This is a genomic window from Phenylobacterium sp., assembly GCF_030651185.1.
Classification (GTDB): domain Bacteria; phylum Pseudomonadota; class Alphaproteobacteria; order Caulobacterales; family Caulobacteraceae; genus Phenylobacterium.
Genome location: NZ_JAUSCJ010000039.1, coordinates 37,550 through 61,790 on the forward strand (window position 1 = coordinate 37,550; position 24,241 = coordinate 61,790).

Sequence of the window (24,241 nt, forward strand, 5' to 3'; positions counted from 1 at the left end):
GTGGCCGACGGCTCCCTCGTCCCCGCCGTCAAGACCACCTGCCCCTATTGCGGCGTGGGGTGCGGCGTCTCGGGCGTGGTGGCCCAGGGCCGGAGCCTGGCGGTGAGCGGCGACATCTCCCACCCGGCCAACGAAGGTCGGCTGTGTTCCAAGGGTTCGACGCTCGGGGCTACAGTGGGCCTGGAGGGCCGGCTGCTCAGCCCGATGATCGGCGAGCGGGAAGTAGGCTGGTCGGAAGCGACATCCCTGGTGGCCCGCCGGTTCGCCCAGACCATCGCTCGCCATGGCCCGGACTCGGTGGCCTTCTATGTCTCGGGCCAGCTGCTGACCGAGGACTATTACGCCGCCAACAAGCTGATGAAGGGCTTCATCGGTTCGGGGAATATCGACACCAATTCCCGGCTCTGCATGGCCTCGGCGGTGGCGGCCCACAAGCAGGCCTTCGGCGCCGACCTGGTGCCCGGCTGCTATGAGGACCTCGATCTCGCCGACCTGGTGGTGTTCAGTGGCCACAACGCGGCCTGGACCCATCCGGTGCTGTTCCGCCGCATGGAGGCCCAGCGCGTCCGGGGTCAGCGTCACGTGGTCATCGACCCGCGCCGTACCGACACCGCCGAGGTGGCCGACCTTCACCTGCCCCTGGCGCCACAGATGGACGTGCGGCTGTGGAACGGTCTGCTGGCCGACCTGATCTCGCGCGGGGCCATCGACCGCAGCTTCATCGCCGAGCACGTCAACGGCTTCGCCAGCGTGGAGGCCGAGCTTGCCAAAGCCGACCAGTCGCCGGCCGCCGTGGCCGCCGACTGCGGACTGGCGCTGGCCGATCTCCAGACCTTCTTTTCGATGTTCGTCGAGACCCCCAAGACCGTCAGCCTGTTCTCCATGGGCGCCAACCAGTCGGCCCAGGGCGTGTCCAAGGGCCTGGCGATCCTCAACGCCCACCTGGCGACCGGACGCATCGGCAAGCCCGGCGCCTGTCCCTTTTCGATCACCGGCCAGCCCAACGCCATGGGCGGCCGCGAGACCGGCGGCATGGCCAACACCCTGGCCGGTCACATGGACTTCGCCCCGGACGACGTGGCCCGCGTGGCCCGCTTCTGGGGTGCGCCGAAGACCTCGCCCAAGCCCGGCCTGAAGGCTGTCGACATGTTCGAGGCCGTCCACGACGGGCGGATCAAGGCCATCTGGGTCATGGCCACCAACCCGGCCGTGAGCATGCCGGACGCCGGACGTGTGCGCGAGGCCCTGGCCAAGTGCCCCTTCGTCGTCGTCTCCGACTGCATGGCCGACACCGACACCATGGCCTTCGCCCACGTGAAGCTGCCGGCCCTGGCCTGGGGCGAGAAGGATGGCACGGTCACCAATTCGGAGCGGCGGATCTCCCGCCAGCGTGCCCTCTTCCCGGCGCCGGGCCAGGCCAAGGCCGACTGGCGGATCGTCGCCGAGGTGGCTGACGCCATGGGCTTCGGCGACGCCTTTTCCTGGGCCAGCCAGGCCAGCGTGTTCCGCGAATGGACCCGCCTCACGGCGTTTGAGAACCTCAGCCGAACACTCAACCTGTCGGGCCTCGTGGGCCTGTCGCAGGCGGGCTACGACGAGCTTGCGCCGGTCCAGTGGCCGGTAGGCACCGACCGCCTGGGCACGCCGCGCCTGTTCACCGATGGGACCTTCCAGACGCTGGATGGGCGGGCCAACATGATGCCGGTCGCCCCCAAAGGCCCGGCCACCGCCTGCGATCCGGCCTTTCCCCTCTCGCTCAACACCGGCCGCATCCGCGACCAGTGGCACACCCTGACCCGCACGGGCCTGGCCGCCGACCTGTGGCGTCACGCGCCGGAGCCCTTCGTGGAGATCCACCCGGAGGATGCCGCCGCCGTCGGGGTCACCGAGGGCGTCCTGACCCGGGTGCAGACCGTGCGCGGCGAGGCCGTGGCGCTGGCCCGGCTGACCGACCGCCAGCGGCAGGGTGGGGTGTTCATGCCGATGCACTGGACCAAGGCCTATGCGCCTTCCGGGCGGTCCAATGCGCTGATCGCGCCCAATATCGACCCCACCTCCGGGCAGCCGGAGTTCAAGCACACGCCCGCTCGGGTGCGCGCTTATCGCGAAACCTGGAAGGGCTTCCTGATCGACCGCAGGGGCTTCGCCCCGCCGGAGGGCGCGGACCTGATCTGGCGGCGCATCCCGCAGACCGCCTGCACCCTGCACGAGTTCGCCGGGCGTGGAGACGAGGATGAGCGCGAGGGTCTGCGCCGCTGGATCGGCGAGCCCACGGGTGAGTTGCTGAGCTATGGCGATCTCGCCACCGGCGCGCGGCGCGACGCCTGGATTACCGGCGATCGGTTGGAGCGCGTGCTGTTCGTCGCCACCGGCGGCGCCCTGCCGCCCCGCGACTGGCTGGCCGACCTCTTCGAGCAGGACGTTCCCCCCGCCGCGCGCGCCACCCTGCTGTTTGGCCGTCCGCCCGGTCCCGTGATCGACAAGGGGCCCACCGTCTGCGCCTGCCTGAAGGTTGGCGCCCGCACCATCGACGATGCCGTACGTGGCGGAGCCGCCACCGTTGAGGCCATCGGCGCAGCCACCGGCGCCGGGACCAATTGCGGCTCCTGCCGCCCCGAGATCGCCCGCCGCATCGCCGCGCTCAACACCATCAAGGAGACCCAGGATGCCGCATGATCTCGGTCAGGTGCTGCTGGTGGGCGCAGGCCCCGGTCCCGCCGACCTGATGACGGTCCGCGCCATGCGCGCGGTCCAGGGCGCCCAGGCCCTGCTCTATGACGCCCTTGTCGGGCCCGAGATCCTCGACCTGGCGCCGGCCACCTGTATCCGCATCCAGACCGGCAAGCGGGCGGGGCGGACCAGCATGGCGCAGGACACGATCAACCGCCTGATGCTGCGGCTTTCGCGGCGCGGCCTGAGGGTGGTGCGGCTAAAGGGCGGCGATCCCTCGATCTTCGGCCGGGTGGGGGAGGAGAGCGCCTTCCTGAAATCGCACGGCGTGCCGGTGGAGACCGTGCCCGGCGTCACCACCGCCTGCGCGGCGGCGGCCCAGTTCGACTTCCCCCTGACCCATCGCCGCCTGGCGCGGCGCGTGGTGTTCGCCACCGCGACCCTGACCGCGGGCCGGCTGGTGGCCGACTGGGACGGCGCGGCCGATCCAGAGACCACTCTGGCCATCTATATGGGCGGGGCCGCCGCCGAGCAGATCCGCGCCCGCCTGATCGCCGCGGGCCGAGCACCCGCCACCCCGGTGGCGGTGATCGAGAATGTCGGCAGCCTGGACGCGCGGTTCGTTACCGGCTCGCTGGAGGGCCTGCCGGCCCTGGCCGCGACCACCGGCGGCGGACCGGTGATGATCGTGGTGGGCGACGTCACCGCCCTGGCGTCCGGCGCTCTCCGCCAGGCGCCCGCAGATATCGTCCACGCCCTGCGCGCTTGACCGTCAGGCCCAAGCTGGAACATGCTTTCCAGACCGCACCCAAGCTGCGGGCCTGGAGGTGTCTCATTTCGCACGCTGACCTGGTCGCGCGCGGCGCGCCGGCGAACCGCCGATGAGGACCACCCACGGCCGTAGCTTCACCCACGACATCGTCCAGCGCCTGGGCCAGGAGATCGTCTGCGGCGTCTATGGCGCGCAGAACCCGTTCCCCATCGAGGCCGAGCTGTGCAAGCGCCTGGGGGTGAGCCGCAGCGTGCTGCGCGAGGCGGTCAAGATGCTGACCACCAAGGGCCTGCTGAACGCCCGCCCGCGCCAGGGCACCTGGGTGGAGCCGGAGACCAACTGGAACCTGCTGGACCCCGATGTGCTGCGCTGGTTCCTGGAGCGCAAGTTCTCGCCGACCCTGCTGTTGGAGTTCACCCAGGTGCGGTTGGCCATCGAGCCCATGGCCGCCTCCATGGCCGCGCGCCTGGCCACCGATGAGGCCAAGGCCGCCATCATCGCCGCCCTCGACCGCATGAAGGCCGCCGAGCGGGGCGAGGACGATCCGCTGGAGTCGGACATCGCCTTCCACGTGGCCATCCTGCGGGCGAGCGGAAACCGTTTCCTCACCCAGATGCGCGACCTGATCGACGTCGCCCTGCGCACCTCCATCCGCCTGACCAATCGCCGCAAGGGCGTCCGCCTGGCCAGCATCGCCGACCACCAGAAGGTCTCCGACGCCATCCTTGCCGGCGACACCGAGGGCGCCAGCCGCGCGATGCGCGAGCTGATGCTGGAGGCCCTGGTGCTGATTGAGCAGGAAGCCGCGGCGGGGAAGGCCGCGGGCGCCTAGAGCGCGACATCAGGCGGCAACGGCCGCGATCAGGACGAGCCGGCCTGCATGGCGGCCAGCTGCTCAGGCGTGATGCTGGCCATCTGGGTGGGGGTGAAGGCGTCGATCTGGGTGCCGTTCAAGGCCATCAGTTCGCGAGGCGTCAGCGCGCTGATGCTGGTGATCGACAGGCTGGCCACCTGGGTCACGGTCAGGCCCATCAGCTGGCGGTCGGTGAAGGACGACATCATCGTCCCGTTCAGGCTGTTGAGCTGGGTGGGGGTCAGCGACCCCACCTGGGTCGAGGTCAGGGCCTCGAACTGGGTGGGCTCGAAGCCGTTCAGGTCGGTGGATTCCAGGTTCGCGATCTGGGTCCCGCTCAGTGACGATACCTGGGTTTCGGTCAGGGCGTCGAACTGGCTCTCGCTCAGCGCCCGCAGCTGCATCCGCACCAGGCCGCTGAGCTGGGTGACCGTCATGGCCGCCAGTCCGGCGCCGGTGAGATAGCCGATCTCCGTGGTGGTCAGCGCCCCGATCTGCTCGGTGGTCAGGCCACCAAGCTGGGTCAGGGTCATCTGGGTGATCTGGCTCTCGGTCAGGCCCGTGATCCCGGCGGTCGACAGGGCCTTGATCTGGGTCGGGGTCAGGGCGCCGAAGCTGGTGGAGGTCAGGGCAGCGATCTGGGTCGGTGTCAGGCTGCCCACGTCCGAGGCGTCCAGCAGGCCGACCTGCGTGGTCCCCAGCCCCGCCACCTGGGTGGTGGAGAGCGCGCGGACCTGTTCCGGCGTCAGGGCCGCGAACTGGGTCGAGGTCAGGCCGGTGAGGTCCTCGGTGGAGAGGCCGGAAATGGCGCCGGCCGACAGGGCGGCGACTTCCGTGGCGGTGAAGGCCGCGATCTGGGTGGCCGAGAGCGCCGGGACCTGATCGGCGGTCAGGCCCGAGACACCGCTCGCCGACAGGGCGGCGATGTGAGTGGTGCTCATCGCCGCGATCTGGGTCGGGGTCAGGCTGGCGACGTGGGTGGCGGTCAGGCCGCTGACCTCGGTCGCCGTCAGATCGGAGAGCTGGGTCTGGCTGAGCGTCGCGAACTGGGTGGAGGTCAGGGCGCCGATCTGGGTGGCGTTGAAGCTGGTTAGCTGGGTCTTGGTCAGGCCCGCGATCTCGGTGGGGGTCAGGCCGGTGATGCCGGTCGCCGACATGGCGGACAGTTGCGTGGCGCTGAGCGCGGCGAACTGGGTGGGCGTCAGGGCGGCGATGTGTGTCGGAGTCAGACCGCTGACCTCGGCCGGCGTCAGCGCCGACACCTGGCTCGCGGTGAGGGAGGCGACCTGGGTCGGGGTGAAGGCGCCCACCTGGGTGGCGGTCAGGCTGCTGAACTGGGTCAGGCTCAGGCCCGCGATCTCGGTGGCCGTGAGTCCGACGATGCTTTCGGTGGAGATGGCCGCGATCTGGCCCGAGGTCATCGCCCCAAGCTGCGGCTTGGAGAGCCCGGCGATCTGGGTGGCGGTCAGGCCCGAAACGGCTGTGGCGCTCAGCGCGGCGATCTCGGTGGGGGTAAAGGCCGCCATCTGGGTGGCGTTCAGGACCGCGACGTGGGTGCTGGCCAGGCCCGCCACGCCGGACGTCGAAAGGGCCGCGATCTGGGCGGCAGTCATCGCCTGGACGTTATCCGCCGTCAGGGCGGCGACCTGGGTGTCGGCCAGGGCTGAAACCTGGGTCGTGGTGAAGGCCGCAATGCTCGCCGGCGCCAGGCCCGAGATGGCCGTGGCGGACAAGCCGGCGACCTGCCTGGCGGTCAGGCCGCCAAGCTGGGTGGCGCTGAAGCCATCGACCTGATCCTCCGACAGGGCCGCCATCTGAGTGGCGCTGAGCGCGGCGACCTGCGCCCCGGTGAACCCGCCGATGTCGGTGGCGCTGAGGCCGGTGATGGCGCTGGCGCTCAGGGCGGCGATCTGGGTCGCCTCCAGGCCCGAGATCTGATCGGCGGTCATGGCCGCCATCTGGGTGGAGGTCAGGCCCGCGATCGCCGGCGCCTTGAGCGCGTCGATCTGCGTCGCGGTCAGGGCCGCGATCTGGGTCGGGGTCAGGCCGCCAATCGCGGTGGCCGAAAGGGCGGCGACCTGAGACGGCGTCAGGGCCGCGATCTGTTCGTTGGAGAGCGCGCCGAGATTGGTGGCGTTGAGGCCCACCACCTGCTTGGCGGTCAGCCCGTCGAGCTGCGCGGTGGAGAAGCCTTTGATCTGGTCGGCTGACAGGGCCGCCAGCTGGGTGGCGGTCAGGGCGTCGATCTGAGTATCGGTGAGAGCGCCGATCTCGGTGACGCTCAGGCCGGCCATCGCCGTGGCGGTCAGCGCGCCGATCTGGCTGGCCTCAAGGCTGGCGACCTGGGCGGCGCTCATCGCGGCCACCTGGCTGTCGGTCAGACCGGCCATCTCGGTGGTCTTGAAGGCGTCGAGTTGGGTGGTGGTGAGCGCCTCGATCTGGTCGAGGCTCAGCCCGCCGATGGCCGCCGAGGTCAGGGCGCCGATCTGGCTGGCCGACAGAGCCGCGAACTGGGCGATGCTGAGGGCGCCCAGGGAGGTGGACGTCAGCCCCTTGAGCTGCAGGGCGGTGAGGCCGGCGATCTGGGTCGTGGTCAGGGCCTCGACCTGATCGCCAGACAGCGCCTGAATCTGTGCCGCCACCAGAGCGCCGACCTGGGTGGACGACAGGCCCGCGATGTCCTCTGGCGACAGGCCGGCGATGGCGGTCGGGTTGATCGCCGCCACCTGACTGGTCTGCAGAGCGGCGATCTGCTCTGCGGTCAGAGCCTGGACCAATTCCTCGGTCAGAGCCCGCACCTGAGCGACGCTCAGGGACGTGACCTGGGTCGTGGAAAGGGCGCCGAGCTGCTCGGAGGAGAAGGCCGCCAGGGTGGTGGCGCCCAGGCCCTTGATCTGGGTGGTGGTCAGGGCCGCGACATCGGTGGTGGAGAGCGCCGACATGGCCGTGGCCGACAGGCCGGTAAGCTGCGCGGCCGTGAGGCTCGCGAGCTGAGCGGCGGTCATGTCGTCCACCTCCTCAGCGCCGAAGCCCTTGATCTGGTTGGCGGTGAGCGCCGCCACCTGGGTCGCGGAGAAGGTGGCGAACTGGCTGGCGGTCAGGGCCGCAAGCGCGGTGCTGGTCAGGCCGCGCATCTGGGTCGCACCCAGGGCGCCGAGCTGGGTGGTCGACAGGACCGCGACCTGATCCTCCGACAGGGCCCCGACCTGGGCGGTGGAGAGGCTGGCGAGCTGGCTGGCGGTCAGGCCCGCCACCTCGTCGAGGGTCAGGCCACCAATGACGCTGGCGGTCAGGGCCGCGACCTGGGTTTCAGAGAAGGCGGCGAATTGGCCGCTCGTCAGCCCGGCCGCCGTGGTGGTGGTGAAGCCCTTGAGCTGGACCGTGGTCAACGCCTCGAGCTGGGTCGTCGACAGCGACCCGATCTGCTCGGGCGTCAGGGAGCCGATGCTGGTGGCCGTCAGGCCGCGGACCTGGGTGGTGGTCAGGGCCGAGATCTGCTGCTGGGTGAAGGCGGCCACCTGGGTCCCGGAGAGAGAAGCCAGTTCCGGCGCGGTCAGGGCCTGGAGCTGTGTCTCGGCCAGGGCCGCGATCTGGGTGTCGACCAGGCCCTGGAGCTGGAAGACCGACAGCTTGGCGATCTGGGTCGTGGTCAGCGCCCCGAGCTGATCGGTGCGCAGCTGGCCCATATTGGTGGCGGTCAGGCCATTGAAGGTCTGAGGCGTCATGGCGGCGATCTGGGTCGTGGCCAGGGCCTCGACCTGGGCGGCGGTGAAGGCGGCGATCTGAGTGGCCGCCATACCGCTCACCTGGGTGGTGCTCAGGGTGGCCACCTGGCTGCTGGTCAGGGCCTGGATCTGCCCCGCGCCGAGGGCCGCGATCTGGGTGGCCGATAGGGCCGCCAGCTGGTCGGCGGTCAGGGCGGCCAGATCGGAGGCGGCGATGCCCTTCATCTGCAAGGCGCTGAGCACGGACAGCTGGGTCGCCTGTAGGCTGGCGGCCTGGGTGGTGGAGAGGCCGCCCAGCTGGACCGCCGTCAGGGCGCGAACCTGGGTGGTGGTCAGGGCGCCGATGTCGTCGGCGGTCAGGCCGGTGATCGCCGTGGCCGAGAGGTTGGCGATCTGGATATTGCTGAGCGCCGCCAGTTGTTCGGGGCTCAGGGCGCTGGCCTCGGTGGCGGTGAGGCCGCGGACCTGGGTGGCGGTCAGGGCCGCAACCTGGCTCACCGACATGGCTTCGATCTGGGTGTCGGACAGCGCGCCGACGGCGGCGGCCGAGAGGCCCTTGATCTGGGTGGTCGTCAGGGCCGCGATCTGCGTTTCGGTGAACGCCGCCGCCTGGGTGGCGGTCAGGCCGGTCATGCCGGTGGCGGTCAGGGCGGCGAGCTGAGTGTCGGCAAGGGCGGGAAGCTGCGTGGCGCTCAGGCCGCGGACCTGCATCGGCGCCAGCTGCCCGACCTGCGTGACGGTAAGCGCTCCCAGTTGCTCGGCGCTCAGACCCGCCATGTTGATGGCGGTGAGGCCGGAGAGGCCCGCGACCGTCAGCTGCGGAATCTGTTCAGGCGTCAGGGCGCCGACCTGGGTGGCGGTCATCGCCGTCATTTCGGCGGCGGTCAGACCCTTTATCTGGGTCGCGCTCAGGGACCCGATCTGCTCAGGGCTCAGCGCTCGGATCTGGCTGGCGGTGAAGGCGCCCATCTGCAGCGCGCTGAAGGCCCCAAGCTGAACGGCGTCGAGGGACGCGGTGTCGGCGGCGTCGAAGCCCCGGATCTGGGTGACCGACAGCGCCGACATCTGAGTGGCCGACAGGGCGTCGATCTGGTCGACGGAGAGCGCGCCCAAGGCCGCCGGTGTCAGGCTCCTGATCTGGCCTGCGGAGAGCGCGCCCACCTGCTCCTGGGAGAGGGCCGCCACCTGGTTGGCGGTGAGGGCGCTGATGCCGATCGCGGTCAGGGCCGCCAGCTGGGTGTCGGCCAGGCCTGTGATCTGGGTGGCGGTCAGACCTCGGGCCTGGTGGAACGAGAGCCGGCCGATCTGGGTGGGGGTCAGGGCGCCGAGCTGCTCGCTGCTGAGACTGGCGATGCCGGCGGGAGTGACGCCAAGGAATCCGCCGACCGACAGGGCCGGGATCTGCTCCGGCGTCAGGGCGCTGACCTGGGTCGTGGTCATCACCCCGAGTTCGGCCGCGGTGAGGCCCTTGACCTGGGTGGTGCTGAGCGCGGCGATCTGGGTCGTGCTGAGGGCCTTGACCTGGGTCGGCGTCAGGGCCCCGACCTGGCTGGCGCTGAGCGCCGCGAACTGCTCGTCGTCGAGGCCCGCGACCTCGGTGGCGGTGAAGCCCCTGACCTGGGTGACGCTCATCGCGGCGATCTGGGTCGCGGAGAAGGCGTCGATCTGGTCGGCGGTCATCCCCGCCAGTTCCGCGGTGGTGAGGCCCTTGATCTGGGTGAGGCTGAAGGCGGCGATGTCCTCGGGCTCGAAGCCTCGGACCTGGGTGGCGTTGAAGGCGGCCAGCTGGGCGGCGCTGAAGACGATCTGGCTGGTGGTCAGGGCGCGGATCTGGGTGGCCGCCAGCGCGGTGACCTGCTTGGTGGACAGCGCCTGAAGCTGGGTGCCGGCCAGGGCCTCAATCCCCGTCTCCGTCAGGGCATTGATCTGGCTGAAGTTCAGCGCGGCCATGTCGGCTCGCGTCAGGGACTCCAGTTCCTGCCGCGACAGGCCGGCGATCTGGGCCGGGCTGTAGGAGGTGATGGGGGAGATCACTGGGGCGATCCCCCCGACAAGGCGAGACGACGCGCACCCCGGGGGGCGGTCAGGTCATCGTTCTTGCACTGGTGGTTCATGCCGACCTTCACGCGGAACGCTTCAACTCGCGCCCGTTAACCCTATGTGCAAAGGCTGTGCCTGCCGGTTCGTCCTAAAATTTCATGAGGAAAAACAATGGATTGATACGGATCTCGCCGTGCCGATCCGGGGCAGGTTTTGCCGGGCGGCGCCGCTTCTACCCAACGACAGGTTGCGGCCGTCCGGGCCGGAGGCCGGCAAGATCCAGCGCGACAAGGTCCGCGCCCGGGAGATCTAGCTCGGCCGCTGTTTCCGCAGCGGGCGGACGAAGCTGGTCTCCGAGGCCGTAAAACCGGTCGCTTCGGCGAAGGCGCGCAGGCTGGCGTGTTCCGGCGCCGCCGACAGCGCCAGATCGCCACATCCGGCGCTGCGGGCGGCCTGGGAGGCGGCTTTCAGCAGCAGGCGTCCTATGCCCCGGCGCCGGGCCTCCGGGCCGACCAGCAAGGCCCCGACGAAGGCGGTGGGCAGGTCGGCCAGCAGGGTCTGGCGCGGATGGAAGACGATGATTCCGCTGGGCGGGCCCCATTCGACGGCCAGCAGCACGGTGGCCCGCTCTACCCGCAGGCGCTCCAGCCGCGCCGTGATGGCGGCGGCGGTTCCCGGCAGGCCGGCGGCCTGCAGCAGCTCGGCGACGCCTGGGGCATCGACGCTGTCGGCGGCGCGAATCTCAAGGCCAAACCGGCTCGCCAAACCACCGTGCTCCAGGCGCGACCGGGTCCGCGCGGTTCCGATATAGGCCCTGCGCACTCGCCCGTCGCGGCCCGGATCCTCTGCAAACCCGGAGCTTCAAGGACGCCGCAGGAAACGGATCAGCCGGTGGAAGCCGTAGATGACCGGCAGGGCCAGGCCCGCGATCCAGTGGGTGGGCGACAACAGCCCCCAGGCCCCGTCGTCCCCGGCATAGATCAGAAGGTAGCCGCTGAGCGTCAGGGCCAACAGCCAGGTCAACAGGACGGAGCCGGACCAACGGCGCCGGCCGCTCTGCCAGGCCCTGATGATGTGCAGTCCGCACAGCAGGCCGATCAGCCACAGGGCGGCGAAGGCGAACAGGCCGTGCAGCCGCAGCCACCAGGGCTCCAGCAGGTGCGGTTCCGGTCCCCAGGGGCCGGGCCGGCGCAGGTAGTAATGGAAGATCAGCCACAGGCCGCCGGACGCCCACAGTCCGGCCCCGACCAGGGCGATGGTCAGCTTGGTGCGCGAGCCGAGCCGGAGGGGCGTCGCGGGCGGCGTCTGCATGTCGTCAGGGCTGGACGGCGACGCGCGCCAGGGTCTTCGGATCGAAGAAGGCTTCTACCGGACGGCCCTTCTCGTCGAAGCCGTAGACCTCGTAGCAGCCGTTGAACATCTGCAGCTTGCGGACCACCCAGCCCTTGCTCTTCAGCAGTTGCACGAGTTCGGCGGTCGGCTTGCGCTCGGCCCGGCTGGCGGCGGGGCAGGACACATTGCCGTCGGCGAGCGCCACATCCGCGGCGGCCAGGGAGAGGGCGGCGACGGCGAGGCAGAGAATCTTCTTCATCATCGGCTCCAGGGTCAGGGTTGCGGAACAGGCGTGGGCGCCTGGATGTCGGTGGTCACCGCGCCGGACGGATCGGTGACGAAGCCCACCTTGGCGACCCCGGCCTTGCTGGCCTCGCTCATCACGTCGGCCAGGATCTCGTACTGGGTGCGACGGTCGATGCGCAGGTGCAGTTCGGGGGGCTTGGCCTTGGCGCCGGCGGCGGCGAACCGCTGCAGCATCTGGTCGTGGTTGATCTTGTCGCCGTCCCAATAGAGCTGGCCTGTGGCGTCGATGGCGAACTGGATGGCCGGCTCCCGCGACTCGTCCGGCGCGCTGACAGCCTTGGGCAGGTCGATCTTCACCGAGTTGGTCAGCAGGGGCGCGGTCACGATGAAGATGACCAGCAGCACCAGCATGATGTCCACCAGCGGGATCACGTTGATCTCCGCCATGGGCGAATTCCTGCGCCCGCTATCGAAGCCGCCGAACGCCATCCCTAGGCGTCCTGGGTCGCGCGGGCGCGGCGGGGCGCGGCGGGCGGTTCGGTGGAGCCCACCTTCGCGCCGGTGACCAGGAAGGTGAAGAGGTCGTGGGCGAAGCCGTCGAGGCGGGCGAGCGTGATGCGGTTGCTGCGGACGATGAAGTTGTAGCCGAGCACCGCCGGGATCGCGACGGCCAGGCCGATGGCGGTCATGATCAGCGCCTCGCCGACGGGGCCGGCGACCTTGTCCAGCGTGCCCGAGCCAGACCGGCTGATGGCCAGCAGGGCGTGGTAGATGCCCCAGACGGTGCCCAGCAGGCCGACGAAGGGCGCGGTGGCCCCGATTGAGGCCAGGACCGTCAGGCCGGACTCCATATCCGAGGTCTCCTCGTCGATGGTGCGGCGCAGGGCGCGGGTCAGGAACTCGGTGGGGGTCCCGGCCTCATTGAGGCGGTGGGCGGCGTGGCGCTCATGGTGCTGGGCGGCGACGATGCCCTGCTGGGCCAGGTGGGCGAAGGCGTTGTCGGGGGACTTGCCGTCCAGTTCGCGGCCGACGACCTCGATCGATGGGGCGTTCCAGAAGAACTTCAGGAACTTTTCCGACCGGCGACGCGCCTGGGCGCCGCTCATCGACTTGGTGACGATGAGGTACCAGCTGGTGAGCGAGGCGCCCGCCATCAGGACCAGAATCGTCTTGGCCACCCAGTCGGCCTGGGCAAGGAAATGGCTAAAGCCTTGGGCGTCTTCCATGTTGGTCTTTCAGCGATTCAGCGAGAATTCCATGGGCACGATCACCCATGCGGAGACCGCGCGGTCCCCCTGTTTGGCGGGCGCGAACTTGTAGCGTTTCTTCACGACGTCCATGGCCGCGGCGTCCAGTTCAGGCCAGCCGCTGGAGCGGTCCAGCAGCACCTGGGTCGGGGCGCCCTCGGGGCTCACCTGGACGCGCAGGCGCAGGACGCCTTGCTCGCGCCGGCGGCGGGAGCCGATCGGGTAAACCGGGCTCGGATTCTTCAGATAGGCCGCGGTGAAGTTCGGCGGCGTGGTGGTCGCGGCGACCGGCGCGTTGGACGGCGCGGTGAGGCTCGGCGGGGCCGAAGGCGCGGGTTGAGCCGGGGCCTCCCGCGGGGGTTCGCGCTCCATGGGCGGGGCGGTCATGGGGGAGGCGGTCGGACGGGCCGTGGCCAGCATCTGCGTCTTGGGTGGCGGCGGGGTTGGGGTTGGCGGCTGCGGCGGCGTGGGCGCCGTGCTGGCCGGGGCCTCTGTGATGAAGCTGACCGAAAGTGTCGGCTCTGGCGGCGTGATCGGCGGGCGGAGCTGGGCTGCCACGAAGGCGCCGGCGAGGCCGGCATGCAGCGCCACGACGACGCCGACCGCCGTCGCGCGATGGCGGGCCGTTTCCTGGCCGCCGCGATAGGCGGGCGGACCGCCTGTCATCGACGCCACTTGAACCATGGCGGTGTCTCTAGCTGAGAATGCGTCGTAATAAAAGCTCGGTGAGGGGCCTCTCGCGCCCTGTTTTCAAGCCGTTATGTGTCCGCCCACCGGCGAACCAGGTTGTGATAGACCCCGGTCAGCTTCAGCAGGTTCTCGTCCCCGGTCTTGGCCAGGGGCGTCAGGCCCTGGATCGCCTGGTCGAGGTCGAACAACAGGGTGCGCTGGCCCTCGTCGCCGACGAAGCTCTCGATCCAGAAAAACGAGGCGATCCGGGCGCCGCGGGTCACCGGGGTCACCCGATGCAGGCTGCTGGCCGGATAGAGGATCATGTCGCCGGCTGGAAGCTTGACCGACTGGACCCCGAACGGGCCCTCGATCTCCAGCTCGCCGCCATCGTATTCGTCGGGCTCCGACAGGAACAGGGTCGCCGAAAGGTCGCTGCGCAGCATCAGCTCGCCGCGCGGTGTCCGCATCAGGGCGCTGTCGACATGGGCGCCATAGGCCCCGCCGCCGGCATAGCGGTTGAAGCGCGGCGGATAGATCTTGCTGGGCAGTGCGGCGGAGACGAACAGCGGGTTCGCGCCGATCCGGCGCAGGATATCCTCCCCCAGGGCGACGCCGACGGGGTCGTCCTCGGCCAGTTGCTGGTTGGTCTTCTGGCTGCGCGCCAGGCCGCCCGCCGTCGCCGCGCCCTCCTGCCAGGCGCAGCCGTCGAGACGCGCTCGGAAGGCGCCGACCTCACCCTTGTCCAGAACGCCTTCGATAGCGATCAGCATCAACCCTCTCCCGCCGCCGGGCGCGACGCACCCAGATCGGCCTGTGTGATATCGGCGAGGCTGGCGCAGCCGGAGAGCGCCATGCAGATCTCCAGCTCCTCGCGCAGCAGCTTGATCAGATGACCGACGCCCAGCGCGCCGGCGACGGACAGGGCATAGGCCTGCAGCCGGCCGATCATCACCCCGTCGGCCCCCAGGGCGATGGCCCGGAACACGTCCTGGCCCGAGCGCACGCCGCCGTCGAACAGCAGCGGGACGTCAGGCCCTACCGCCGCGCGGATGGCGGGCAGGGCGGTGAGGCTCGCCGGCGCGGCGTCCAGTTCGCGGCCGCCGTGGTTGGAGACCACCAGGCCGTCGACGCCCGCCTCGCGGGCGGTGGTGGCGTCGCCCGGGTGCAGGACCCCCTTGAGCCACAGCGGCAGGCGCGTCTGGCCCCGCAACCATTCGACATCGGCCCAGGTGGGCGCATGGCGCAGGAAGCCCTGGAAGACGCGGCTCTCGCCGGGCGCCACGGCGGGATCGACGGGTGCGTAGCCCGCAAGGTTGGCCGGGGTCAGTCCGCCGCGGAACCCGGCGCGCAGGGAGGTGAGGCCCGGCGCATGCACCGGTGCGTCGATCGTCAGCATGATCGCGCCGTAACCGGCGGCCTCCGCGCGACGCACCAGGTCCAGGGTCGCGTCCCGAGAGGACTGAACATAGAGCTGGAACCAGCGGTCAGGGCCGGTGATCTCTTCCAACGGCAGGGACGACAGGGTGCTGACCACCATGCAGGTCCCGGTGGCCGCGGCCGCCCGGGCCGTCTCGCGCTCCGCCCCCGTGTGGAACAGCTCCTGGAAGGCCACGGGCGCGAGCCAGATCGGATGGGGCCGGCCCTCCAGGCGGCAGGTGGTGGCGCCCCGGGTCAAGTCGCGCAGCACACGCGGCGTGATCCTTACGGCTTCGAGGGCGGCCAGATTGGCGGCGACGGCGGTGTCGCGCCCCGCGCCCCCGGCGACGTGGGCGAAGGTCGGAGCCTCCAGCACCTGGCGCGCCAGATCCTCGTAGTCGCGCGCGCAGTGGATGTTCGCCGGCAGAGCGTCGCCATCGGCCATTTTGGACAGCCTCGCAAAACGGAAACGGGGCCGCGCCAGAAGGCCCGACCCCGTTCCCTTAGCCCCTCTTCAGGCGCGTTAGAAGTCGTAGTTCAGGGTCAGGCGGGTGGCCCGCGCGTCGCCTTGATAGAGGAAGAAGCCGCCGCGATAGACCGCCAGATAGTACTCTTCGTCGGTGACGTTGCTGACGTTGAGGCGCACTTCGAAGTTGGGGTTGACGCGGTAGGACGCGAACAGGTCCAGCACCGTGTAGGAGGGCACCGGTCGCGTATAGGCGCCCGTGATCGCGTCGAAGGGAGCCGCGGTGTCGGGCTGGCCACCGTAGCGCTTGTCCTCATACTTCACCGCGCCGCCGAAGTAGAAGCTGTCGGTGGCCTGGTACTTGAGCTGCACCACCCCCGAGCTCTTGGCGAAGTTGGCCAGCATCTTGCCGACATTGGCGGGGGTCGCTGATTCTAGCACTTCGCTTTCCATGTAGGTCGCGCCGGCCTGGACGGTGAGCTTGTCGGTGAGGGCGCCGGTGGCGCCGACCTCGAAGCCCGTCACCCGGTTCTTACCGCTGTTGAAGGTGCCGATCGTGTCGTAGTTGGCGCCTTCCATGACGTCGGACTTGGTGACCTGGAACACCGAGCCGGTCAGCAGCAGCGTCTCGTCGAAGACGTTCCACTTGGCGCCGACCTCGAAGCTCTGGGACCGCTCCGGCTTCGCCCCGGCGATCGAGCCGTTGTAGATCACCACGCCGCCGTAGCCGCTGCTGGTCCCGACGTCGGACTCACCGCCGTTGATGTCGGCGGCGCTGGCGTAGGTGGCATAGACGATCACGCCGTCGCTGAGCTTGTAGGTCACCCCCAGGTGGCCGTTCCACAGGTCGTCGGAATAGGGATAGGAGGCCTTTACCAGGGTGGTGGTGTTCTGGACGTCGAGGGTGAAGTCGAAGGTGTCGTAGCGCAGGCCGGCGAAGACGGTCAGCTTGTCGGTGAGGTCGACGGTGTCCATGACCGAGGCCGAGATCGTCTTGATCTGCCAGTCGGTGTCCCAGGTTCCCTTGACGATGCTACGTTTCAGCAAGCTGTTGCCGCCGGGGACCAGGGCGCCGTTCGCACCCGTCAGGCAGAAGTTGTTGAGGGTCGTGCCCGTGCCGGTGATGCAGTTGAAGGCGCCGGTGTTGGTGACGCCATAGACGCCGTTCTTCACCGCGTTGTCGGTGTATTCGAGGCTGAAGATCAGCTCGTGATCCAGGCCGAACAGGTTGGTGTTCACGAACAGGTTTTCCTGGTTCGCGAAGTAGCGGACCTCCTGCCAGCCCTGGTGGGCGCTCAGGGTGGTGGTGGGATAGACCCCGCCCGGGTTGTTGGCGCCCGTGGTCCCGCTGCGGCCGCCGCTGATGACGTAGCCGTTGTCGGCCGAGCCGTAGCGGGTCAGGCTGGTGAGGCGGACGTTGTCGCTGAACCGGTACTTCAGGCGAGCCGTGAAGGTGTTCACGTCCGACTCCAGGAAGTCTTCCTGCTGGACGTAGGACGGCACGTTCGGGGCAGGCTTGCCGGCCACCAGGTAGCCGCCGACGTCGGGGTTGTCCTTGGCGCGCATGCCGTAATAGTCGAGCGTCGCCTCGAAGGCGTCGGTGGGGGTGAAGTAGGCCGAGATGGCCGCGCCCTCACGCTTGCGGTAGGCGGGCGCGCGGTCCGGAACGTCTTCCTTGGCGTAGAGGGCGTTGGCGCGGATCGCGAAGCTGTCGCTCACCACCTTGTTGACGTCGGCGGTCAGGCGCAGGTGGTCGTCGGTCCCGATCGTGCCCTGCAGGTTGGCGAAGTCGAGGAACGGGGTCGCCTGCTTGGTGATGGCGTTGATCGCCCCGCCCGACGAGCCGCGGCCGGCGAAGGTGGAGTTCGGGCCCTTGGTGATTTCCAGCTGCTCGATGGCGAAACTCTCGCGGATCGTCATGCCGGGGTCGCGGAGGCCGTCAACGAAGGTGTCGCTCTTGGCTTCCTGGCCGCGGATCACATAGCGGTCGCCAAACGCGTTGCCGTTCTCGCCGGTGCCCAGCGTGATGCCGGGCTGGGCGTCGAGGATGCGTGTCAGGTCAGTGTAGCCGGAGTCGTCGATCTGGGCCTTGGTCAGGACGTTGATGGTCAGCGGCGTCTCGGCCAGGGGGCGGGTGTGACGCTCGTCGCCCGACACCTTGGCCTTGTACGGCACGCCGGGTTCGGCGTTCGGGTTGGCGTCGATGGCGGTGTCCTGAACCTTGACGGTCGCCAGTTGCTCCGGCTCCTGCGCCAGGGCCTGAGCCGGCATCATCATCATCGCCGACAGGCCGACCGCGACACCCAGCCCGGCGGTCGTCGCCTGGTGCTTGGAGGCCTGACGCAGGCTCGCCGGACGCAGCGTCCTGCCCTTGAAACCACTCATGCTGAAATTCCCCGTGCCGCTCGCACCGGCGCCGTCGCCAGTGAGTTCCGGGGTCTATATTGCGAAGAATTCGCATTATCAACGTAATTGCGACGCGCTCGCATTATCGGGCGTGCCAGCGTGGCAATTGTGCGACGGCGCGCGGGCGGTCGGCGTCGGGTCGCGTGATCATCGTCGAGCCGCGGGTTGACCCCCGTCAAGGCGTCGGACGGGCCGCGGCCCTAGGTTCGCCCTCAATCTTGATGGAGCCTGCCGATGGACTTTGGCCTTTCCGAGCGCGAGACCATGTGGCGCGATCGCGTCCGGACCTTCATGGCCGCCCATGTCTATCCCGCCATCCCGATCTACCAGAAGCAGACCGACCGGGAGGGCGCCGCCCGCTGGAGCGTCATTCCCATTGTCGAGGAGCTCAAGGCGCGGGCCTTCTCCGAGGGGCTGTGGAACCTGTTCCTGAACCCGTCTGAGCAGGACGAGGATGAGTATGCGGGCCCGGGTCTCAGCAACCTCGAATATGCGCTCTGCGCCGAGGAGATGGGCCGGGTCGGCTTCGCCTCGGAGGTGTTCAACTGCTCGGCGCCGGACACCGGCAATATGGAGGTGCTGCGCCAGTATGGCTCGGCGCGCCAGAAGGCCCAGTGGCTGCGGCCGCTGATGGACGGCGAGATCCGCTCGGCCTTCCTGATGACCGAGCCCGACGTGGCCTCCTCCGACGCAACCAACATTCAGACCTCGATCCGCCGCGACGGCGACAGCTACGTCATCAACGGCCGCAAGTGGTGGTCCTCGGGCATCGGCGACCCCCGCTGCAAGCTCGCCATCCTGATGGGCAAGACCGATCCCGAGGGCGCCCGCCATTCCCAACAGTCCCAGATCCTGATCCCCACCGACGCCCCCGGCTTCGAGGTGGTCCGCATGCTGCCGGTGTTCGGCTATGACGATGCCCCCCACGGCCACGCCGAGGTGATGCTGCGCGACGTCCGCGTGCCCGTTGAGAACCTGATCCTGGGGGAGGGGCGCGGCTTCGAGATCGCTCAGGGCCGGCTCGGTCCCGGCCGCATCCATCACTGCATGCGCGCGCTCGGCGCCACCGAGGTGGCCCTGGAGAAGATGGTCGACCGCCTGCTGTCGCGGGTGGCCTTCGGCAAGCGGTTGGCCGACCAGTCAGTGTGGGAGGAACGGATCGGCGAGGCGCGGCTGGAGATCGAGATGACCCGGCTGCTGTGTCTGAAGGCGGCCGACATGATGGACAAGGTGGGCAACAAGGCCGCCCAGCTCGAGATCGCCATGATCAAGGTGGCCGCGCCGCGCACCGCCCTGAAGGTGCTGGACGACGCCATGCAGGCCCACGGCGGGGCGGGTCTATCGGAGGATTTCGGCCTGGCCCGGGCCTATGCCGGCATGCGCGCCCTGCGGATCGCCGACGGTCCCGATGAGGTGCACAAGCGGGCCATCGCCAAGCTGGAGATGGGCCGCCACGGCGCCCGCCTGCGGGCCTGGCGCGACGGCGCGCCGCTGGACGCCGGGCAGGTCCCGACTCCGGCCTGACCCAATAATCCTGGAACCCCATACCCATGAAGACCGGCATCGACGAACGGCTGCCCTTTCACCCGCTGAACATCGCGGTCCTGACCATCTCCGACACCCGGACTCTGGTCACCGACACCTCCGGCGGCCTGCTGGCCGACCGGCTGACCAGCGCGGGTCACGTCCTGGCTGGCCGCGCCATCGTCACTGACGACGTCGAGGCCATCGGGGCCCAGGTTCGGGCCTGGGCGGCGGCGGCCGAGGTGGACGTGATCCTGACCACCGGCGGCACCGGTTTCTCGCCGCGGGACGTCACGCCCGAGGCGGTGGCGCCCCTGCTGGACCGGACCATGGACGGCTTCTCTGTGGTCTTCCACCAGGCCAGCCGCGGCACGGTGGGGGTCTCGACCTTGCAGTCCCGCGCCCTGGCCGGCCAGATCGGCGAGACCTTCATCTTCTGTGTCCCGGGCTCCACCGGCGCCTGCAAGGACGCCTGGGACCTGGTGCTGGCCGAGGAGTTCGACAGCCGCTTCCGCCCCTGTTCCCTGGTGGGTCAGATTCCGCGCTATCGGGGTGTCTGTAATTGATCGCCTTCGACGACGCCGCGGCGCTGGTGGCGGCCCTGGCGCGGCCCCTGGCCAGCGAGCGGATTGGCCTTGATCAGGCCGATGGCCGAGTCCTCGCCGCGCCGGTGGTGGCGCAAGGGTCGTCTCCCACCGTCGCCGTCTCGGCGATGGACGGCTACGCCGTGCGCGAGGCCGACCTGGCGGGCGGGTCTGTCCGCCTGCCGGTGATGGGCGCCGCCTATGCCGGCCACGGCCTTGAAGACGCGCTGGCGGGCGGCGCCTGCGCGCGCGTCTTCACCGGCGCGCCCTTGCCGGCCGGGACAGACCGGGTGGTGATGCAGGAGGCGGTGGGCGATGAGGGGACGGTGGCGTTCTTCGCTCAGCCGCCCTGCGGCGGGCGACATGTCCGCGCGGCCGGCTGCGACTTCCGGGCGGGCGACGAACTCCTGGCCGCAGGCCTGCCGCTTACGCCGCAGAGGCTCATCGCGGCGGCGGCGGCCGACCTGTCGGAGGTGGAGGTCGTGTCCCGGCCGAGGGTGATGATCCTCAGCACGGGCGATGAATTGCATGAGCCTGGCCATGGGCCGGGCTTTGGCGCCTCGGTTCCCGAGAGCGTCTCCTTCGGGGTGGCCGCCCTGGTGCGCGCCTGGGGCGGAGAGGTGATCGGGCGCCGGCGTCTGGGGGACCAGTTGCCCCTCCTGCAGGCGGCGGCTGGCGCGGCCCTTGAGGTCTCCGACCTGGTTGTGGTCACCGGCGGCGCGTCGGTCGGTCAGCGGGACTACGCCAAGGCGATGTTCGCGCCCTTTGGTCTCGACTGCGTCTTCGCCAAGGTGGCCATCAAGCCGGGCAAGCCGGTCTGGCTGGCGCACGCCGGCGGCAAGCTGGTGGTGGGCTTGCCCGGTAATCCCACCGCGGCCCTGGTGACGGCGCGCCTGCTGCTGGCGCCGCTGATCGCCGGGCTCGGCGGCCGCGATCCGCGAGTGGCCCTGGCCTGGCGCGGTGCGCGGCTGGCGGGCGAGCTGGAGGCGTGCGGCGATCGGGAAACCTTCGTGCGGGCGCGGAACATCGCGGCCGGCGTCTCGCCCTTCGCCGACCAGGACTCGTCATCGCAGAAGACCCTGGCCCTGGCCGACCTGCTGATCCGCCGCCGCCCCGGGGACGGCGCGGCGACGTTCGGCGATGGGGTCGAGGTCCTCGATCTCTGAGGCCTCCCGGCCCCGGTCTCAGGCTTCGGTCTCAGGCTTCGGTCACAGGAAGTGGGGGAAGAGGACGTCGTTCTCCAGGCGCATGTGCTCGCGCAGATCGCGATCGAGTTTCTTGCAGGCCTGGGTGAGGGCGCGCCACGTATGGCAGGCGTCCTGGGGCGGGGTGAAGTCCTTGGTCAGGGCCGCCAGCCGGGCCAGTTGATCATGGACATCGTCATGTTCGGACATCATCCGCGAGATGGGAAAGCGCAGGACGCCGCAGGAGCCGGCCAGCATGGTGGGGAAGAGGATATTCTCCTCCTTGCGCTGATGGCCTTCCAGATCGTCCGCCATGATCGCCAGGTGGTCGGCCAGACCGCGCGGGCAGTCGGCGTCGCCGGCGTGAACCCGCTCCACTGTGCGCGCCAGCTCGATGGCCGCGGGGAACTCCCGGCGATGGACCTCGTGATAGCGCTGCAGGATGTGCTCGATGAGCTTGGCGGCCGCCCGGTCGGCGGCCTTGTCGCCCCGCGAAGCCCCGGTGAGGTCGCGCTCAAGCTTCTCCACCGTGGTCAGCGGACCCCGGACCCGAAAGACGTCGTTGGCCTCGGGTGATCGTCTGACCATTTCGCGGGCCCAAAGATTGAGCTCAGGGGTGGGGATCGGGATCATGGCGGTCTCCTCAATGGGGTGAGACTAAGCCACCGATGCGCGAAGCGCCTTGAACCGGGCCGGACGCCGGCTTGATTTTCGCCAAGTCGAGTCCTGGCCGATTTGGCGGCCTGCGACATCCATTGCGCGGCCTGCGCGCCGCAGGGAATCGGCCAGCCTCGCTCTCCCCACGCAGAGAGAGCGCCATGGCCTTCGACAATCCCCTCGCCGGAGAAATCTGGTCCAGCAAGTACCGCTTCGCCCCGCAGGGCGGGGGCGGGGACGCCAGCGTCGCCGAGACCTGGGCGCGCGTCGCCCGCGCGGTGAGCGAGCCCGAGGCGCCCGAGCGCCGGGAAGCCTTCCGCGCCGAGGTTATGGACGCGCTCACCGACTACCGCTTCCTGCCGGCCGGCCGCATCCTCGCCGGGGCCGGCACCCAACGATCGGTGACCCTGTTCAACTGCTTCGTCATGGGGGCCATCCCCGACGACCTGGGGGCCATATTCGAGCATGTGCGCGAGGCCGCCGTCACCCTGCAGCAGGGGGGCGGGGTGGGCATGGACTTCTCATCGGTACGGCCCAACGGCTCGCTGGTTCGCGGCGTCGGCGCCGACGCCTCGGGGCCGCTCAGCTTCATGGACGTCTGGGACGCCATGTGCCGCACAATCCTGTCGGCGGGGCAGCGCCGCGGGGCGATGATGGGCTGCCTGCGCATCGATCATCCCGACATCGAGGCTTTCATCGACGCCAAGCGCGAGCCCGGCCGCCTGCGTAACTTCAACCTCTCGGTCCTGGTGAGCGACGCCTTCATGCAGGCCCTGGCGGCGGACGCCGAGTGGCCCCTGGTGTTCGATGGAAAGATCCACCGCAATGTCCGGGCCGCCGACCTCTGGGCGCGGCTGATGACGGCCACCTATGACGCCGCCGAGCCTGGGGTGATCTTCATCGACCGGGTCAACGCCAACAACAACCTGGCCTATTGCGAGGAGATCCTGGCCAGCAATCCTTGCGGCGAGCAGATGCTGCCGGCCTATGGCGCCTGCCTGCTGGGATCGTTGAACCTGGCCCGGCTGGTGGAGGCGCCCTTCTCCGACGGCGCCGAACTGAACGAGGCGCGGCTGGGGGGACTGACCCGCACGGCGGTCCGCATGCTGGACAATGTCATCGACATCTCGCGCTTCCCGCTGGAGGCGCAGGCGGCCGAGGCGCGGGCCAAACGGCGGATCGGCATCGGCGTCACCGGCCTGGCCGACGCCCTGCTGTTCTGCGGCGCCCGCTATGGCGACGACGGAGCCGTGGCCCTGACCCAGCGCTGGCTCACGGTGATCAAGCGGGAGGCCTATCGCGCCTCGGCGCAGCTGGCCGCCGAGAAGGGCAGCTTCCCGCTCTACGACCCGCAGATCCTGGACCGGCCCAACCTGCTGGCCCTCGACGGGGAGACCCGCGCCCTGATCGCCGAACACGGGCTGCGCAACGGCTGCCTGACCTCCATCGCGCCGACGGGCACGACCTCGCTGCTGGCGGGCAACGTCTCCTCGGGCGTCGAGCCGGTCTTCGCCTATGCCTATACCCGCAAGGTGCGTCAGCCGGACGGCTCCTCCCGGGAGGAGCAGGTGGAGGACTACGCGCTCACCGTCTGGCGCGGGTTGAAGGGCCAAGCCGAGCCCCCGGCCGAACTGTTCGTGAGCGCCCAGGACCTGACCCCGGCCGACCACCTGCAGATGCAGGCCGCGGCCCAGGCCTGCATCGATAGTTCGATCTCCAAGACCGTGAACTGCCCGGAAGACATCGCCTTCGCTGACTTCTCGGACATCTACCTGGAAGGCTACCGCCTGGGCTGCAAGGGCCTGACCACCTACCGCCCCAACGCCGTCACCGGATCGGTGCTCTCGGTGGCGCCGACGCCTGAGGCCGCCGAGCCGGCCGAACCCAAGCTCTCGCCGCGGCCTGACGTCCTGCAGGGAGCCACCTACAAGATCAAATGGCCGCAGAGCGCGCACGCCGTCTATGTGACCATCAACGACGCCGACACCGGGGAGGGGCCGCGGCCCTTCGAGATCTTCGTCAATTCCAAGAACATGGAGCACTACGCCTGGACACTCGGCCTGACGCGGATGATCTCGGCGGTGTTCCGCCGGGGTGGGGACGTCGCCTTCGTGGCTGAGGAGTTGAAGGCGGTGTTCGATCCCGGCGGCGGCGGCTGGATCGACGGGCGCTATGTGCCCTCGCTGCCGGCGGCCATCGGCGGGGTGATCGAGCGCCACCTGAGGATCGAAGTCGCCGCGGCGCCGGCTCATGCCGCCACGGCGCCTCACACTCACACCGCCGGCAAGGCCTGCTGCCCGCAGTGCGGCGGGTTCGAGCTGGTCCGCAAGGAGGGCTGCGACACCTGTTTTGGCTGCGGCTACTCCAAATGCGCATGAGAGGGATCGGCGCTTGATGTCCGACAAGGGCGGCGGGGCCAGACAGGCTTAGAAGGAGGGCCTGTCCTC

At 69.7% G+C, this 24,241-nt stretch carries 18 protein-coding genes; 7 read left to right on the forward strand and 11 right to left on the reverse strand.

Translation table 11 applies throughout. The features are described from left to right. The 3 genes from Q7J39_RS18380 to Q7J39_RS18390 all read left to right on the forward strand — a co-directional run bounded on the left by Q7J39_RS18380 (nucleotide 1) and on the right by Q7J39_RS18390 (nucleotide 4,274). The gene (locus Q7J39_RS18380; RefSeq protein WP_304828722.1) at nucleotides 1-2,676 is read left to right on the forward strand and encodes a nitrate reductase; all 2,676 of its coding nucleotides are present in this window, start codon (nucleotides 1-3) and stop codon (nucleotides 2,674-2,676) included. Continuing rightward, nucleotides 2,666-3,439: a uroporphyrinogen-III C-methyltransferase gene (gene cobA / locus Q7J39_RS18385; RefSeq protein ID WP_304828725.1), complete on the forward strand. Its 774-nt coding sequence runs from the start codon at nucleotides 2,666-2,668 to the stop codon at nucleotides 3,437-3,439. The genes Q7J39_RS18380 and cobA overlap by 11 nt, the downstream gene beginning before the upstream one ends. A gap of 112 nt (nucleotides 3,440-3,551) precedes the next feature. Next, nucleotides 3,552-4,274 carry a FadR/GntR family transcriptional regulator gene (locus Q7J39_RS18390; protein ID WP_304828728.1) on the forward strand — a complete coding sequence of 241 codons (723 nt, stop codon included), beginning with the start codon at nucleotides 3,552-3,554 and terminating at the stop codon, nucleotides 4,272-4,274. A gap of 29 nt (nucleotides 4,275-4,303) precedes the next feature. Here Q7J39_RS18390 and Q7J39_RS18395 read toward each other — a convergent pair whose 3' ends face one another. The 10 genes from Q7J39_RS18395 to Q7J39_RS18440 form a co-directional block, all read right to left on the reverse strand. Continuing rightward, the gene (locus tag Q7J39_RS18395; protein WP_304828731.1) at nucleotides 4,304-10,054 is read right to left on the reverse strand and encodes an ice nucleation protein; all 5,751 of its coding nucleotides are present in this window, start codon (nucleotides 10,052-10,054) and stop codon (nucleotides 4,304-4,306) included. 315 nt (nucleotides 10,055-10,369) lie between these two features. Beyond that, the gene (locus tag Q7J39_RS18400; protein WP_304828733.1) at nucleotides 10,370-10,825 is read right to left on the reverse strand and encodes a GNAT family N-acetyltransferase; all 456 of its coding nucleotides are present in this window, start codon (nucleotides 10,823-10,825) and stop codon (nucleotides 10,370-10,372) included. Between the two features lie 96 nt (nucleotides 10,826-10,921). Beyond that, nucleotides 10,922-11,371 (reverse strand): hypothetical protein, encoded by a 450-nt coding sequence (locus tag Q7J39_RS18405; protein ID WP_304828736.1) that lies wholly within the window; start codon nucleotides 11,369-11,371, stop codon nucleotides 10,922-10,924. Between the two features lie 4 nt (nucleotides 11,372-11,375). After that, the gene (locus Q7J39_RS18410) at nucleotides 11,376-11,651 is read right to left on the reverse strand and encodes a PepSY domain-containing protein (RefSeq protein WP_304828739.1); all 276 of its coding nucleotides are present in this window, start codon (nucleotides 11,649-11,651) and stop codon (nucleotides 11,376-11,378) included. 14 nt (nucleotides 11,652-11,665) lie between these two features. Further along, the gene (locus Q7J39_RS18415) at nucleotides 11,666-12,085 is read right to left on the reverse strand and encodes a biopolymer transporter ExbD (RefSeq protein WP_304828742.1); all 420 of its coding nucleotides are present in this window, start codon (nucleotides 12,083-12,085) and stop codon (nucleotides 11,666-11,668) included. 44 nt (nucleotides 12,086-12,129) lie between these two features. Beyond that, nucleotides 12,130-12,864, reverse strand: a complete 735-nt coding sequence (locus Q7J39_RS18420) for a MotA/TolQ/ExbB proton channel family protein (RefSeq protein WP_304828745.1) — start codon at nucleotides 12,862-12,864, stop codon at nucleotides 12,130-12,132. A 9-nt stretch (nucleotides 12,865-12,873) separates the two neighbouring features. Beyond that, a complete protein-coding gene (locus Q7J39_RS18425; RefSeq protein ID WP_304828748.1) occupies nucleotides 12,874-13,569 on the reverse strand; it encodes an energy transducer TonB in 696 nt (231 codons plus the stop codon). A 74-nt stretch (nucleotides 13,570-13,643) separates the two neighbouring features. Further along, complete coding sequence (locus Q7J39_RS18430) at nucleotides 13,644-14,327, reverse strand: Fe2+-dependent dioxygenase (protein ID WP_304828751.1); 684 nt, start codon at nucleotides 14,325-14,327, stop codon at nucleotides 13,644-13,646. Further along, complete coding sequence (locus Q7J39_RS18435; RefSeq protein ID WP_304828754.1) at nucleotides 14,327-15,418, reverse strand: alpha-hydroxy acid oxidase; 1,092 nt, start codon at nucleotides 15,416-15,418, stop codon at nucleotides 14,327-14,329. Before Q7J39_RS18435 ends, Q7J39_RS18430 begins: the two co-directional genes overlap by 1 nt. Before the next feature lie 78 nt (nucleotides 15,419-15,496). Then, nucleotides 15,497-17,824 (reverse strand): TonB-dependent siderophore receptor, encoded by a 2,328-nt coding sequence (locus Q7J39_RS18440; protein ID WP_304828757.1) that lies wholly within the window; start codon nucleotides 17,822-17,824, stop codon nucleotides 15,497-15,499. Nucleotides 17,825-18,079: 255 nt separating this feature from the next. Here Q7J39_RS18440 and Q7J39_RS18445 point away from each other — a divergent pair, with 255 nt between their 5' ends. Genes Q7J39_RS18445 through Q7J39_RS18455 form a run of 3 tightly spaced genes read left to right on the forward strand, consistent with a single transcriptional unit; the run spans nucleotide 18,080 to nucleotide 21,119 of the window. Continuing rightward, nucleotides 18,080-19,369: an acyl-CoA dehydrogenase family protein gene (locus tag Q7J39_RS18445; RefSeq protein ID WP_304828760.1), complete on the forward strand. Its 1,290-nt coding sequence runs from the start codon at nucleotides 18,080-18,082 to the stop codon at nucleotides 19,367-19,369. 26 nt (nucleotides 19,370-19,395) lie between these two features. Next, nucleotides 19,396-19,935 (forward strand): molybdenum cofactor biosynthesis protein B, encoded by a 540-nt coding sequence (gene moaB / locus Q7J39_RS18450; protein WP_304828763.1) that lies wholly within the window; start codon nucleotides 19,396-19,398, stop codon nucleotides 19,933-19,935. After that, nucleotides 19,932-21,119 (forward strand): molybdopterin molybdotransferase MoeA, encoded by a 1,188-nt coding sequence (locus tag Q7J39_RS18455; protein WP_304828766.1) that lies wholly within the window; start codon nucleotides 19,932-19,934, stop codon nucleotides 21,117-21,119. Before moaB ends, Q7J39_RS18455 begins: the two co-directional genes overlap by 4 nt. A gap of 42 nt (nucleotides 21,120-21,161) precedes the next feature. On the opposite strand, the gene Q7J39_RS18460 is transcribed toward Q7J39_RS18455, so the two are convergent. Further along, nucleotides 21,162-21,770 carry a hemerythrin domain-containing protein gene (locus Q7J39_RS18460; RefSeq protein WP_304828770.1) on the reverse strand — a complete coding sequence of 203 codons (609 nt, stop codon included), beginning with the start codon at nucleotides 21,768-21,770 and terminating at the stop codon, nucleotides 21,162-21,164. 185 nt (nucleotides 21,771-21,955) lie between these two features. Between Q7J39_RS18460 and Q7J39_RS18465 the strand changes: the two genes are divergently transcribed. After that, a complete protein-coding gene (locus Q7J39_RS18465; protein WP_304828773.1) occupies nucleotides 21,956-24,172 on the forward strand; it encodes an adenosylcobalamin-dependent ribonucleoside-diphosphate reductase in 2,217 nt (738 codons plus the stop codon). Nucleotides 24,173-24,241: the final 69 nt, after the last annotated feature.

Excerpts from the sequence above, each read along its gene's own strand:
- Q7J39_RS18435 (WP_304828754.1), bottom strand. The coding sequence starts at position 15,418 with ATGGCCGATGGCGACGCTCTGCCGGCGAACATCCACTGCGCGCGCGAC.
- Q7J39_RS18430 (WP_304828751.1), bottom strand. The coding sequence starts at position 14,327 with ATGCTGATCGCTATCGAAGGCGTTCTGGACAAGGGTGAGGTCGGCGCC.
- Q7J39_RS18415 (WP_304828742.1), bottom strand. The coding sequence starts at position 12,085 with ATGGCGGAGATCAACGTGATCCCGCTGGTGGACATCATGCTGGTGCTG.
- Q7J39_RS18420 (WP_304828745.1), bottom strand. The coding sequence starts at position 12,864 with ATGGAAGACGCCCAAGGCTTTAGCCATTTCCTTGCCCAGGCCGACTGG.
- moaB (WP_304828763.1), top strand. The coding sequence starts at position 19,396 with ATGAAGACCGGCATCGACGAACGGCTGCCCTTTCACCCGCTGAACATC.
- Q7J39_RS18445 (WP_304828760.1), top strand. The coding sequence starts at position 18,080 with ATGGACTTTGGCCTTTCCGAGCGCGAGACCATGTGGCGCGATCGCGTC.
- Q7J39_RS18405 (WP_304828736.1), bottom strand. The coding sequence starts at position 11,371 with ATGCAGACGCCGCCCGCGACGCCCCTCCGGCTCGGCTCGCGCACCAAG.
- Q7J39_RS18440 (WP_304828757.1), bottom strand. The coding sequence starts at position 17,824 with ATGAGTGGTTTCAAGGGCAGGACGCTGCGTCCGGCGAGCCTGCGTCAG.
- cobA (WP_304828725.1), top strand. The coding sequence starts at position 2,666 with ATGCCGCATGATCTCGGTCAGGTGCTGCTGGTGGGCGCAGGCCCCGGT.
- Q7J39_RS18460 (WP_304828770.1), bottom strand. The coding sequence starts at position 21,770 with ATGATCCCGATCCCCACCCCTGAGCTCAATCTTTGGGCCCGCGAAATG.
- Q7J39_RS18390 (WP_304828728.1), top strand. The coding sequence starts at position 3,552 with ATGAGGACCACCCACGGCCGTAGCTTCACCCACGACATCGTCCAGCGC.
- Q7J39_RS18465 (WP_304828773.1), top strand. The coding sequence starts at position 21,956 with ATGGCCTTCGACAATCCCCTCGCCGGAGAAATCTGGTCCAGCAAGTAC.
- Q7J39_RS18425 (WP_304828748.1), bottom strand. The coding sequence starts at position 13,569 with ATGGTTCAAGTGGCGTCGATGACAGGCGGTCCGCCCGCCTATCGCGGC.
- Q7J39_RS18410 (WP_304828739.1), bottom strand. The coding sequence starts at position 11,651 with ATGAAGAAGATTCTCTGCCTCGCCGTCGCCGCCCTCTCCCTGGCCGCC.